The following is a 14395-nucleotide window of genomic DNA, read 5'->3' on the forward strand; positions in this document are numbered from 1 at the left end:
TTCGGCGAAGTGATGCCCGCTGGAACTCCCGCAACTTCTCCGAACCCTCACCCCAACCCCTCTCCCGGTGGGAGAGGGGCTTTCATTACTCCGCGTTGATCGCGGCGAGGGCCTGAGCCGGCACACCGCGCTGGCCGCGGGCGCGCTTGATCAAGCGACTGCTGCCCAATCGCAGATCGTCCAAGATCGCGTAGATCGTCGGCAAGAACAGCAGGCTGACCACGGTGGAGAACGCCAGCCCACCCGCGATGGCGCGCGCCATCGGGTAATAAGGCGGCATGTTGTCCGCGGTCTGCGTCTGCAGCGCGATCGGGATCATCGCAAGGATCGCGGTCCCCATCGTCATCAGGATCGGGCGCAGGCGTTCGCGACCGCCAGCCACGAGCGCATCGGTGCGGGTCATGCCGCGCCGGCGCAGGTTGTTGATGTGTTCGATCATCACGATCCCGTTGTTCACCACCACGCCCATCAGCACCAGGATGCCGATGAAGGCCATGATCGACAGCTCGGTGCCGGTGAGCCAGAACAGCCAGAACACGCCGAAGATCGAGAACACCACGCCGCTCATGATCGCGGCCGGGAACAGCAGCGATTCGAACACCGCCGCCATCACCACGTAGATCATGACCAGGGCGATGGCCAGGTTGAACAGCATCTGTTTGCCGGCTTCGTCGTCGCGTTCGAAACCGCTGCCGTCGAAGCTGTAACGGTAGCCGGCCGGGAACGCGACATTCTTCAAAGTGTCCTCCATGACCTTGCGCGCTTCGGGCATGGTGGTCTTGCCCGCCAAGTTGGCCATGATGGTCAGCGTGGTCTGGCGGTTGGTGCGCTCGATCGCGTTCGCCGCCGGCTGCACCTTCACGTCGACCATGCTCAGCAGCGGCACCGTGCGGCCGTCCGGCGAGCGAACGGTGAAAGCCGCGATGTCGCCCAGGCCGAAATCGTCGGCGCCTTCGAAGCGCACCCATACCGGCACCTCGGTATCGCCGCGGCGGAACTCGCGCAGCTGCGCGCCGCGGAGGGCCAGGCCGACGAAGCGCGACACTTCCTGCGAACTGAAACCGAACGAAGCCGCGCGCTCGCGGTCGACCCGCACGTTCAGTTCGCTGTTGCGGTCGCCGTTCTCCACCCGCACGTCGCGCAGTTCCGGACGCCGCGACAGGATCGGAATCACTTCCTGCGCCAACTCGTCCAGGCTGGTCGTGGAATCGCCCACCAACTGCACCTGCACCGCCTGGCCGTTGCCACCGCCTCCGCCGTCGCCCTGGTCGCCGAAATTCAAGTCGAGCCGCGCCGATTTCGGCAATTCTTTGCTGATGACGTCGACCAGCGGCTTGGTTTCCTTCACTTTCTCCTTATCGAAAGTGATCTGGGTGCGACCGCGGCCTTCCTCGCTGTAGAACGAGAACAGCTGGACGATATTGAAGCGCTTGCGGTTCGCATCCAGATAATTTTCCACCCGCAGCACTTCTTCCAGCATCTGCTCCTTGCTGTAGCTGCCCTTCCACTGGTAGCGGATGTTGACCTCGTTGCCGTCGTCGCCGCCGAACATGTTCATCTTGACCTGGGTGACCGGGACGAAACTGACCGCCACGATCAAAATGATGCCCAGCACGCTCCAGCCGCGGTGTTCCAGCGTCCAGCGCAAGAAGCCCGCGTAGCCGCGCTGCATGCGCGCGATCAAGCCGCTATCGCTGCGTACCGCCGGCGGGGTCTTCATCCGCGCCGCCAGCATCGGGATCAGACTTACGGCCACCAGCCACGACGCCAGCAGCGACACCGAGATGGTGATCGCGATCTGGGTCATGAAGATGCTGATGTCGTTGGTCTCGCCGAACAGGTTCGGCAGGAACACGATGCAGTGGCACAGCGTGCCCGCCGACAGCGCGATGGCGACATGGCGGGTGCCGATCACCGAGGCCAGGCGCGGCTGCTCGGGCATCCGCTCGCGTTCCTGGTAGATGCTCTCCACCACCACCACCGCGTTGTCCACCAGCATGCCGATCGCCAGCAGCAAGCCCATCATGCTGAGGATGTTGAGCGTGACGCCGACGAAGTACATGAACCCCAGGGTCATGATGAAGCAGATCGGGATGGCGAGGGTCACCATCAGCGTCGACGGCCAATGGCGCAGGAAGAAGAACAGCACCGTCATCGACAGCACTAGGCCGATCGCGCCCGCCTCGGCCAGCTGCGAAAGCGAGCTGGTGACCTCTTCGCCCTGGTTCTGGGTGACCTGAACTTGCAGGCCGCCGAGCGCCGGCTCGTGCCGGATCTTCTCGATCTCCGCCAGCACGGTGCGCGACACCTGCACCAAGTTGGCGTTGCGTTCCTTGAAGATGTCCAGCCCCACCGCGGGGCGTCCGTCCAAGCGGCGCCCGTAGTTCATCCGCTCCGGCTTGAACCGGACTTGGGCGATGTCGCCCAGGCGCAAACCGTTCTGGCCGATCACCAAGTCGCGCAGTTGCAGCAGATCGTTCATTTCGCCGATGGGTTGCACGCGCAAGCGGCGTCCGCCGTCTTCGATCTGGCCCGCGGAGACGGAGAAATTCACCGTCTGCAGCCGCGTCGTCAATTCGTTGAGGCTCACGCCGTGCGCGACCAGGCGATCGGGGTCGATCGCCACTTCGATCTCGTTCGGCGAAGCCCCGGAAACGTCCACTTTGGCGACGCCGGGAATACGCTCCAGGCGGCGCTTGAATTCGCGGTCGATCAGATCGTAAGCGGCGGTGAGGTCCATCTTCCCCGCCAAGCGCACCTGCAGCACCGGTTCGTCCGTCGACGACCAGTTGCCGACGAAGTAACGCTGCAGATCGTCCGGCAAATCGGCGCGGATCGCATCCAAGCGCTCGCGCGCCTGCGAGGCGGCGATCTGCACATTCGTGTCCCAGTCCGAATAGAACACGCCGATGAAGGCGCCTTCCGCATTCGCGCGGCCGGTGAGGCGCTTGATGCCGGGCATCGTCGCCAGCGCGTCCTCGGCAGGACGCAGCACCGTGCGCTCGACTTCCTCCGGCGTCGAACCGGCGTAGGGAATCGACACGAACACGCCCGGATAGGAGATGTCCGGCAACGATTCCAGCGGCAGGCGGAAAGAGGCGATCAGGCCGATCGCCACCATCGACACGAACAGCATGATGACCGTGACCGGCCGTTTGATGCTCAGTTCTGCGATGCTCATGCTTCGGATGCGCTCATGCGGTCGTATCTTTCCGTCAGGCCGATGTGCCGTCGCCGGCGTTCAATGCCGCCACGGCGGCGGCCGGGGCCGAGCTTCGACGGCGGCGCGCGCGCTGCACCAAGTTGGCGCTGCCGTGCTTCAGGTCGTCGAGGATGGCGTAGATCGTCGGCAGGAACAACAAGCTGACGACGGTGGAGAACGCCAAGCCGCCGGCGATGGCGCGCGCCATCGGATAGTAGGCCGGCATGTCGTTGTTGGTGCTGCCGCTGGCCAGCGCGATCGGCACCATCGCCAGGATCGCGGTGCCCATCGTCATCAGGATCGGCCGCAACCGCTCGCGGCTGCCCTCCACCAGCGCCTCGGTCCGGGTCATGCCGCGCCGACGCAGGTTGTTGATGTGCTCGATCATCACGATGCCGTTGTTCACCACCACGCCCATCAGCACCAGGATGCCGATGAAGGACATGATGCCGAAGGTGGTGCCGGTGAGCCAGAACAGCCAGAACACGCCGAACACCGAGAACAGCACACCGCTCATGATCGCCGACGGGAACAACAGCGACTCGAACACCGCCGCCATCACCACGTAGATCATCACCAGCGCGATCAGCAGGTTGAACATCATCTGCTTGGTGGCATCGTCGTCCTCCTGGAACGCGCTGCCGTCGAAGGAATAGCTGTAGCCGGCCGGGAAGGAGATCGATTTCAAGGTCTCTTCCATTACCTTGCGCGCTTCGGGCATCGGCGTCTTGCCGGCGAGATTGGCCTTGATGGTCAGGGTGGTCTGCCGGTTGGTCCGGCTGACCTGGGTCGCGGCGGGACGGACAGCGACGTCGACCATGCTCAGCAGGGGCACCGAGCGGCCGTCGGCCGTGCGCACGGTGAACGTGGCCATGTCCTCCACCCCGTACTGCTCGGCGCCGGCGAAGCGCACCCAGACCGGCACCTCTGTATCGCCCCGGCGGAACTCGCGCAATTGCGCGCCGCGCAAGGCCAACCCGACGAAGCGCGACACTTCCTGCGCGCTGAAGCCGAACGCGGCCGCGCGCTCGCGGTCCACGCGCACGTTGATTTCGCTGTTCTGGTCGCCCACGTCGACCCGCACGTCGCGCAATTCCTTGCGCTTGGACAGGATGGGCACAATGTCGTCGCCCAGCGCCCGCAGGGTTTCGGAGGAATCGCCGACCAGCTGCACCTGCACGTTCTGGCCCGGCTGTCCGCCGCCGGGACCGCCCCCGTTGCGGCCGATGGTGATGTCCGCGCGCGCCGATTTGGGCATGCCCTTGCCGATTTCTTCGACCAGAGGCTTGGTCTTGCCGGCCATGTCGTCGTCGAAAGTGACCATGGTGCCGGCATCGCCCTGCTCGCCGAAGAACGAGTAGATCTGCTTGATGTGGTACTTCTTGCGGTTCGCGTCGAGGTAGTTCTCGACGCGCAGGATTTCGCTGGACATCTGCGGGATGGTGTACGAGCCTTTCCAGCGGTAGCCGACGTAGGTTTCGATGCCGTCGTCGCCGCCGAACATGTCGAACTTGGTGTGCTTCATCGGATAGATGCTGACCGCGACGATCACCAGGATGCCGAGCACGCTCCAGCCGCGATGGGCAAGCGTCCAGCGCAGCAGCTTGGCGTAACTGCGCTGCAGGCGCGGGATCAGGCCCTTGTCCGAGCGCACCGCCGGCGGCGTTTTCAGGCGCGCCGAGATCATCGGGATCAGGCTCACCGCCACCAGCCACGAGGCCAGCAGCGACACCGAGATCGTGATCGCGATCTGGCCCAGGTAGATGCTGAGGAAATTGCGTTCGCCGAACAGGTTCGGGAGGAACACGATGCAATGGCACAAAGTGCCGGCCGACAACGCGATCGCCACGTGACGGGTGCCCAGGATCGAGGCCAGGCGCGGCTGGCCCGGCATCTTTTCGCGTTCCTGGTAGATGCTCTCCACCACCACCACCGCGTTGTCCACCAGCATGCCCACCGCCAGCAGCAGGCCCATCATGGTGAGGATGTTCAGGGTGACGCCCGCGAAATACATGAAGCCGAGCGTCATCACGAAGCAGATCGGGATCGCCAGCGTCACCATCAGCGTCGACGGCCAATGGCGCAGGAAGAAGAACAGCACCGCGATCGACAGCACCAAGCCGATGCCCCCCGCCTCCGCCAGGTCGGTCAACGACTTGGTGACGTTCTCGCCCTGGTTGCCGAAGATCTTGGTCTGGATGCCGCGCAGCGCCGGTTGCTTGCGGATCTCCTCCACTTCCTTCAACGCGTTGCTGGACACTTCCACCAGGTTCGCGTTGCGCTCCTTGAAGATGTCCAGGCCGACCGCCGGACTGCCGTCCAAGCGACGGCCGTAATCGGTGCGCGCTTGCTTGAAATTGATCGTGGCGATGTCGCCCAGGCGCAAGCCCTTGTTGTCGATCACAAGATCGCGCAACTGCTGCAGGTCGGTGATTTCGCCGGCCGGCTGCACGCGCAGGCGCTGACCGTTGTCGTCGATCTCGCCCGCAGAGATCGAGAAATTGATCGCCTGCAAACGCGTGGTCAGGTCGTTGAGGCCGATGCCGTGCGCGGTGAGGCGGTCGGACGCGATCGCGATCTCGACTTCGTTCGGCGAGGCGCCGGAGATCTCGACTTTGGCCACGCCCGGAATGCGCTCGAGACGACGCTTGAATTCGCGGTCGATCAGTTCGTAGTCGCCGCTGATGTCGGTGCCGCCCGCGCCGGCCAGGCGCAAGCGCAGCACCGGCTGGTCGGTGGTGGAGAACTTGAAGACGAAATAGCGCTGGAAATCGTCCGGGAGGTCGGAACGTATCGCGTCGATCCGTTCGCGCGCTTCCGACGCGGCGATCGCCACGTCCTTGCTCCAGTCCGAGAACTGGATGAAGATCTCGCCGGCGTCGGCGCGGGCGCTGGATTCGATCCGCTTGATGCCCGACATCGTCGCCACGGCCTCTTCGACCGGGCGCAGCACGGTGCGTTCGATCTCCTCCGGCGTGGACCCGCTATACGGCAGCGAGATGAAGATGAAGGGAGGCGAGACTTCGGGAAACGCCTCCAGCGGCAACCGCACCGCCGCGATCACGCCGATCACGAACAGCGACACGAAGAACATGATCGCCGTGACCGGGCGTTTGATGCTGAGTTCGGCGATGCTCATTTCGTCGCATCCTCAAGCCTGGCCCGGATCGGCGAGCGGCTGCTGTTCGTCCTTGATGTGCTCGGCCACCGCTTCGGCGTCGCGGCGCGCACGACGGCCGCGTTCGCGGTAGTACTCGTCCGAACGGCGATCCAATAGGTCGTACACCACCGGGATCACGACCAGGGTCAGCAGCGTCGACACCAGCAGGCCGCCGATCACCGTGATCGCCATCGGCGAGCGCACTTCGGCGCCTTCGCCGAAGGCCAAGGCCAGCGGCAGGAAGCCGAACAGCGTGCACATCGTGGTCATGATGATCGGGCGCAGTCGCGAGCGCGCGCCCTCCACCAACGCCTCGCGCTTGCCGGAACCGCTCTCGCGCAGCTGATTGACCTTGTCGATCAGGATGATCGCGTTCTTGACCACCAGGCCGACGAGCAGGATCAGGCCGATGAACACCACCACCGACACCGGCGAACCGGTCAGCAGCAGGGCCAACACCGCGCCGACCAAGGCCAGCGGGATGGTGAACAGGATCACGAACGGATGCAGCAGCGACTCGAACTGCGAAGCCATCACCAGATAGACCAGGAAGATCGCCAGGCCGAAGGCGAACAACAGCGATTTGATCGAATCGGCCAGCTCCTCGCCCTGTCCGCCGATGTGCATGCCGACGTCGGCGCCGAGCGGATCGTCGGCGACCATCGTCTGCACTTCCTGCACCGCGGTGCCCAGATCGATGTCGCGCAGGTTGGCCGAGACGATCGCCACCCGCACCTGGTCGGCACGGTGGATTTCGCTCGGGCCCACGGTCGACACGACATCGGCCACCGACTCCAGCGTTACCGGCTGGCTGCTGTTCGGATTGACGATCAAGCGGCGGATGTTCTCGACCGACGCGCGGTCGGATTCCTGCGCCCGCACCAGCACGTCGATCTTGCGGTCGCGGAAGCTGTAGCGCGTGGCCACGTCGCCGCGCACCTTCTTCACCACCACATCGGCGATCTGGCGCGTGGTCAGGCCCAGCGCACCGGCGCGATCCTGGTCGAAGCGGATCTGGATTTCGGGGAAACCCTGCTCCACCGTCGACTTGACGTCGGCGTAGTGCGGGTTCTTGCGCAGCATCGCCGCCATCTTCTGGCCGGCGCGCTCGATGGTGGCCAGATCCTGGCCGCGCAATTCGATTTCAAGCGGCGTGGAGAAGCTGAACAGCTCCGGCCGGCTGAAGTCCACCTGCGCGCCCGGATGCGCCTGCATCGTCTTGCGCAGGCGTTCGGTTTCTTCGGCTTCGACCTGCTTGCTGCCGCCGTCGGCCATCACCACCGTCAGCTTGCCGATGTTCTCGCCGCTTTCGGTCGGGTTCGCGTCCAAGCGCGTGCCGCTGCCGCTGACGCCGTACAAGGTGCGGATGCCGGGATCCTTGTCGTGCGCGGCTTGCAATTCGCGCACCAGCTTGTCGGTGTCGCGCAACGGCGTGCCGGGCGGCAGCTTTACCGTCATTTCGAAACGGTCCTGCGCCAACTGCGGAATCAGGTCCGCGCCGAGCAGCGGCACGACCAGCAGCGTCGCCGCGAACGCGGCGGCAGCGAAGCCCAGCACCAACCAAGGCCGGCGCAACGCAGCCGGAAGCAGCTTCAAATAACCGCGTTCGGCGCGGCCGTATGGTGCCATGGCCAGGTCGCTGAATTTGCGCATGACCGGGCCGACTACGGCCACCAAGCCGCGCCAGATGCGGACGACGAGCCAAGCGATGCCGAAGAACGCGCCGCGCGAAGTCGCGCCGGCCGCATGGCCCACTGCGGCCACCGGCTTCTGCAATTTGGAATCCGGCTGCCATTTCGGATGCGGCGTTTCTTCCGGGAAAGCCAGCGGCGGCCGCCCCTTCAGCGAGCTCAGCATCGGGATCAGGGTCATCGCCACCACCAGCGAAATCGCGATCGCGATCGCCACGGTCAGCGCCTGGTCGCGGAACAACTGACCGGCGATGCCTTGCACGAACACCAGCGGCAAGAACACGGCGATGGTGGTCAGCGTCGAAGCCACGACGGCCATGCTGACTTCGCGCGTGCCGGCGATGGCCGCATCGATGATGCCCAGGCCGCGTTCGCGCGCCTTGGCGATGCTTTCCAGCACCACGATCGAATCGTCCACCACCAAGCCGGTGGCCAGCGCCAGGCCGCCCAGCGACATCACGTTCAAGCTCAGGCCCAGCTGGCCCATGAAGAAGAACGTGGCGATGATCGACACCGGCAGCGACAAGCCGATCACGAACGTGCTCCAGCCGTCGCGCAGGAACAGGAAGATGATCAGCACGGCCAGGAAGCCGCCGATCACCGCATCCAGCTTGACGTCGTTGATCGCGTGGCGGATGAACTGCGATTGGTCGTCGATAGTGGTCAGTTCGACATCGGCCGGAATCTGGTTCTTGATCTGGTTCAAGCGCGCCTGGATCGCGTCGGCCGTGGCCACGGTATTGGCGTCGCCTTCCTTGTAGATGGCCAGCTCCACCGCTTCCTTGCCGCCCAGGCGGATGATCGCTTCGCGTTCCTTGTAGCCCTGGCGCACGTCGGCGATGTCCTTCAACCGCACCGGCATACCGCCGGCGACCGCGCTGGACGAACCCGAGTTCGCGCTCTGCACCGAGGCCGCCGCGGCCATCGCCGCCGCGTTGCCGGTGGATGCGGCGATCGCCGCCATCTGCGCCGCTGCGCTCTGCGCGGCGCCGTTGCCCGCGCTGGAGATGGTCACCAGCATTTCGCGCATTTCCGGCACGCTGGCGAACTGGTTCACCGTGCGTACCAGATAGCGTTGCGAACCTTCTTCCAAGCGGCCGCCGGAGATGTTGATGTTCTCCTGCTGCAAGCGCTGGATGACGGTATCGATCGGCAGATTCAGCTGCGCCAGCTTCTGCTGGTCGATGTCGACTTGGATCTCGTCCTCTAAGCCGCCGCCGACCTTGACCGCGGCCACGCCTTCCACCGGTTCGAGCTTCTTCTTCAGATCGTCGTCGGCGTAACGGCGCAGCTCGGTGAGCTTGCGCACGGTTTCCAACTCGGTCTTGCCGGCTTCTTTCGACGACAACGCCAAACGCAGGATCGGCTCGGTCGAAGGATTGAAGCGCAGCAGCACCGGCTGCTTGGCTTCCTGCGGCAGGGTCAGCACCTCGATCTTGTCGCGGACTTCGAGGCCGGCCTGGTCCATGTCGGTGCCCCAGGCGAATTCCAGCACCACGTCGCTCTGGCCGGTGCGCGACACCGACTTCAGCTTGCGCAGTCCCTTCACCACGCCGACGGCCTCTTCCACCGGCTCGGTGATCAGCGTTTCGATTTCCGTCGGGGCCGCGCCGGTGTATTCGGTGCGCACCGTCAAGGTCGGATAGCTCAGGTCTGGCAGCAAGTTGACCTTCAGATCGTTCAGCGCGATGAAGCCGAACAGGACGAAGGTCAACGTGATCATGAAGATGGTGACGCGACGGCGGGTCGAGAACTCCACGAGCCCCGAGGTCGTCGCTGCCGCCACCGCTCGCGCCTTGTCGGCGCCGGTGCTGGGCGAGGTCATTATTGCTTACCGGCTTTGGGCTGGGCGTTCGTCTTGGCTTGCGCCACGGCCTTGCCGTCGGCGGAAATCACTTGCACCTCGCTGCCTTCGCGCAGCGCCACCTTGCCGGCGGTGACCACGCGGTCGCCCGTCTTCAGGCCGCTGCGCACTTCGGCCCAAGCGCCGTCGGTATAGCCGAGCTTCACCGGCACGCGGCTGGCCTTGCCGTTGCGGATCACGTACACCGCCGGATCGTTCTCGTCGTCGAGCAAGGCGATGCGCGGCACCACCAGGGCGTCGGCGCGCTGGTCGTAGTCGATCTTGATGCGGCCGAACATGCCCGGCTGCAGCACGCCGCCGTTGTCGAAAGCCAACACCACGCGGAAGGTGCCGCTGCCCGAATCCACCACCGGCGCCACGCGGTCCACCTTGCCGGTGAAGGTCTTGCCCGGCAGCGCATCGACGGCCATCGTCGCCGGCTGGCCGGCCTTCAGCGTGACCAGTTCGCGCTCGGGCACGTTGAGGGTGGCTTCCAGCTTCGAGTTGTCGACGATGCGGAAGATCGGCGTATTGATCTGGACGAAGTTGCCGTCCTTGATCGAACGCGAGGCGATGGTGCCGGAGATCGGCGCCAACACCGTGGTGTAGGACAGTTCCAGCGTCGCCAGGCGGTACTGGGCGCGGATGTTCTCCAGGTCGTATTTGATCTGGTCGACGTCGTTGGCGCTGATCATCTGCTGCGCGACGAGCTGTTGCGAACGGCGGTAGCTGTTCTCCAGCTTGCGCATCTGGGCTTCGGTCTGGGCCACGGCCAGGCGGGCGCGATCCGGATCCAGGCGCACCAGCGGCTGGCCGGCGCGGACCTGCTGGCCTTCTTCGACCAGCACGTTCAAGGCCACACCCGAGGTTTTGGCGACCACCTGCGATTCGCCGCGCGCTTCGAGCGGCGCGGTGCCGGTGTAGCTGGCCGCGATCGGCCGGTGCGCGGCGCTGGCCACTTCGACCGGAATGGCCTCGGGCTTGTTTTCCTTGCCGTCCTTGGCCTGGGCTTCGCCCTCCCCGCCGCCCTTGCAGGCGCACAGGCTGACGAGCAGAAGGACGATCGGCAGCAGGCGGAAGCGGCTGGCGGTTAGCGTCCTGGCGGAACCGCTGGCGGAGGCGAAAAACGGCATCGGAATGGGCTCTCGGGAGGTGTTGTATCTAGATATATCACCCGGCCATGAATGCATCATGCGCCGAAGGTAATAGTGACGAGCGTGGGGGCGAAACCGTTGCAACCGTTCGTCGCCTCGGCACGATCGTTGGGCTGCGCGCGACGCCCACGCTATACTTTACGGACTGCGCGCCGATGACCGGCCCGCGACACCGCCAGCCCACCGAGAAGACATTAATGCGACCGTTGCCGATCGCTTGCCTCGCGCTAGCCTTCATCGCCGCTCCCGCCCTTGCCGCCGATCTGGCCAAGCCGCTGGTCGGCGACGCCAAAAAAGGCCATCAGCTGACCTACACCTGCCAGGGGTGCCACGGCATCGAGGGCTACAAGAACGCGTATCCGAACTATCACGTGCCGAGGATCGGCGGGCAGTCGCAGGAATACCTGCGCAATGCGCTAAGCGAGTACAAGGCGGGCAAGCGCAAGCACCCGACCATGCAGGCCCAGGCCGAGAGCTTCTCGGACCAGGACATCGCCGACATCGCCGCTTTCCTTTCGGAGCTGAAGCCGTGAGCCGCGCCCTGACCACGACCCGACTCGCCTTCCCCCTGCTCGCCGTGCTGGCTTTCGCCGCCTGCACGCCGTCCGGCGAAACCCCGGCCGAGCACTCCTCCGCCGACCGCAGCGAAGGCCACACCTCTTCGTCCGCCGGCCTGCCCGCGGGTCATGCCGAGAACGGCGAAAAGCGCAGCTTGGTGAAGAGCAAAGCGACCAGCCAGAGCTGCATCGATTGCCACGGCAAGGAAGGCAACGCGCCGCTGGATCCGACCTATCCCAAGCTCGGCGGCCAGTACGCCGACTACATCGCGCATTCGCTGCAGATGTACCGCGACGGCGATCGCGAGCATCCGCTGATGTCGGGCCAGGCCAAAGATCTGACCGATCAGGAGATCGCCGACCTGGCCGCGTATTTCTCGACCCGGCCGAGCCAGTTGCGCGATTTGCACGGCGTGCATTGATCCCGCATCGCGACAGCGTCGAAGAAAAAGGGCCGCAAGGCCCTTTTTCTTTGGGACGTAGCCCGGGTGGAGCCGAAGGCGATACCCGGGAAAGCGCAACGTCATCTCGCCACGCACCTCCATGGAAGATGGCGACCCCGGGTATCGCTTCGCTCCACCCGGGCCACGAGGCTCACCAGCGGTACCCGACTTCGGCGACGACGCGGCGCTTGGCGCCGTACCAGCAATCGCCGCGCGACAAGCAAGTAGCGAAGTAAGTCTTATCGGTCAGATTCACCGCGTTCAACGACAAGCGCCACGGCCCGGTTTCGTAGGCAATCAACGCGTCGAACAGCGTGTTCGAAGGCGTCGCCAGCGTGTCGGCACCGTCCCAGGTCTTGCCGACATAGCGTGCGCCGCCGCCGATCCGCAGTCCCGGCACCGCGGCGATGCGGTAAGCGGCCCATAAAGCCGCGGAATTCTCGGGAATGCTTTCGAAACGGAAGCCGGTCGCCTCGTCCGTCGCCTTCGAATGGGTAAAGCTGACGATCAAATCCCACCGCCCGACGCTGGCATTGGCTTCCAGTTCGATGCCCTTGGCTTCCACGCGACCACGCTGCACCGAGAAATTAGGATCGACCGGATCGGGCGTGAGGCGCCCGGTTTCCTCCAATTTGTAGACCGCGGCGGTCGCGGTGAGGCCGTAAGCGTCCGGCACCCATTTCAAACCCGCTTCCACTTGCTTGCCGCGAGTGGGATCGAAGCCTTCGCCCGTGCGCGAGCGGCCGGCGACCGGTTGGAAAGATTCGGAATAGGCCACGTACGGCGACCAACCGCCCGGCGCCAAATACACCGCGCCGAAATTTTGGGTCCAGGCGCTGTCTTTGGAGCGGCTGGTCTCTGCGCCATCGGCACCGGTCAAGCGCTTGTCCACGCGGTCGTGGCGCGCGCCTGCGACCAGCACCCAGCGGTCGTCGATCTTGATCTGGTCCTGCAGCAGCAAACCGGCCTGGCGCATGCGGGTGCTAACCAGGCTGGCCGGATCGATGGACCGCTCGGGGCAATCGCCGTACACCGGCGCGTACACGTCGAACGGCACCGGACAAGCCGAATCGGGCGAAGTCCATTGCTTGGTTCGCGACAGCATCGCATCCACGCCGAACAAAAAAGTGTGTTTCACCCGGCCGCTGCCCAAGCGGCCTTCGAGCAGCACGTCGCCGTTGCCGATCTTGGCGCGGTCGTCGTTGCCGTAGGCGAGCCGGGTGAGGGTGCGGTCCTCGCCCAGCGCGTTGTCGCCGTAACCGTTGCCGTGCGCATCCACCTCCCAGAACGCGGCGTACATGGTGCGGATCCTGCCGCGCACGCGATCGTGGCGCAGGTCGTGACGCAAGGTCCAAGCGTCGTTGAATTTGTATTCGAACTCGTACCCGGCGCGGGCGCGTTCGCCCAAGTTGACGTCCCAGGCCGGCTCGCCGACGAAGCGTTCCAGCGGGATCGGCCCGTTCGGCGCCGGCAACAGCGTTCCCGACCAAGGGAAGAAGCCTTCGGTGTTGCGGTTGCGGTCTTTCTGGTATTCGGCGTAGGCGACGAACTGGATACTTTCGGAAGGGCGCCAAGCGATGGACGGCGCGATGTAGCGGCGTTCGTTGTCGGCGTAATCCACTTGGGTGTCGTTGTCGCGCCACAACGCGACCAGACGATAGCTCAGCGTGTCGTTCAAAGGTCCGGCGAAATCCGCGGCCAATTGCCGATGATCGTTGTTGCCGGCTTGCAGCGATATTTCTCGCGACGCGGCCGTCAGCGGCCGCTTGCTGACCAGATTCACCACGCCGCCCGGTGCGTTCTGCCCGGCCATCACCGACGAGGGGCCGTGCAGCACTTCGACGCGGTCGAAAGCGTATGGCTCCTCGCGCACCACGCCCCACCAGCCCACCAGCGGCAGGCGCATGCCGTTGAGCAGCGTGGTGCCGGAACTGCCGCCGCGCAGCGCGAACCAGTCGCCGCGGTTGTCCAGTCCGTATTGGTCGGTGCGCACGCCCGCGCTGTAGCGCAAGGCTTCCTGCAGCGACTGCGCGTTCTGGTCGCGCATCTGCTCGGCGGTGATCACGCTGATCGCCTGCGGAATCTCTTCGATGGGCGTATCGGTCTTGGTGCCCGCGCGCGTGCTGCCGGCCGCGTACGGCTCGGCTTGGCCGCGCACGGTCAACTTATCCAGGGTTTTGGGATCGCGTGCGTCGGCGAGGACGGTGTCTTCGGCCGTTGCGGCCAGCGATTGCAGCGGAAGGGAAAGCGCGAACGCAAGCAGCGAAACCGCGCAGGCGCGGCGGGTGTTCTTCGAGGACATGTCGATCCGTCAGGCAGTGGCGGGAAGTTCACGCGTGCCTGGC

7 protein-coding genes are annotated in these 14395 nt (G+C 65.1%); 2 read left to right on the plus strand and 5 right to left on the minus strand.

Annotated features, from left to right (window positions below; genetic code table 11):
• Positions 1-85 precede the first annotated feature (85 nt).
• From FCE95_RS03345 to FCE95_RS03360, 4 genes are read right to left on the minus strand one after another with little or no spacing between them, the layout of a single operon-like run.
• Positions 86-3181, minus strand: coding sequence for an efflux RND transporter permease subunit (locus FCE95_RS03345; protein WP_137265563.1), 3096 nt, complete (start codon positions 3179-3181; stop codon positions 86-88).
• 34 nt (positions 3182-3215) lie between these two features.
• Positions 3216-6341, minus strand: a complete 3126-nt coding sequence (locus FCE95_RS03350; RefSeq protein WP_137265564.1) for an efflux RND transporter permease subunit — start codon at positions 6339-6341, stop codon at positions 3216-3218.
• A gap of 12 nt (positions 6342-6353) precedes the next feature.
• Complete coding sequence (locus FCE95_RS03355) at positions 6354-9878, minus strand: efflux RND transporter permease subunit (RefSeq protein ID WP_137265565.1); 3525 nt, start codon at positions 9876-9878, stop codon at positions 6354-6356.
• Complete coding sequence (locus FCE95_RS03360; RefSeq protein WP_137265566.1) at positions 9878-11029, minus strand: efflux RND transporter periplasmic adaptor subunit; 1152 nt, start codon at positions 11027-11029, stop codon at positions 9878-9880. Before FCE95_RS03360 ends, FCE95_RS03355 begins: the two co-directional genes overlap by 1 nt.
• A 218-nt stretch (positions 11030-11247) precedes the next feature.
• Here FCE95_RS03360 and FCE95_RS03365 point away from each other — a divergent pair, with 218 nt between their 5' ends.
• A complete protein-coding gene (locus FCE95_RS03365) occupies positions 11248-11583 on the plus strand; it encodes a c-type cytochrome (RefSeq protein WP_137265567.1) in 336 nt (111 codons plus the stop codon).
• Entirely contained in the window at positions 11580-12029 is a 450-nt protein-coding gene (locus FCE95_RS03370) for a c-type cytochrome (RefSeq protein WP_137265568.1), read from the plus strand. Before FCE95_RS03365 ends, FCE95_RS03370 begins: the two co-directional genes overlap by 4 nt.
• Before the next feature lie 172 nt (positions 12030-12201).
• Here FCE95_RS03370 and FCE95_RS03375 read toward each other — a convergent pair whose 3' ends face one another.
• Positions 12202-14352, minus strand: a complete 2151-nt coding sequence (locus FCE95_RS03375) for a TonB-dependent siderophore receptor (protein WP_137265569.1) — start codon at positions 14350-14352, stop codon at positions 12202-12204.
• Between the last annotated feature and the right edge of the window lie 43 nt (positions 14353-14395).

The organism is Luteimonas gilva, from assembly GCF_005239095.1.
Lineage (GTDB): Bacteria > Pseudomonadota > Gammaproteobacteria > Xanthomonadales > Xanthomonadaceae > Luteimonas_C > Luteimonas_C gilva.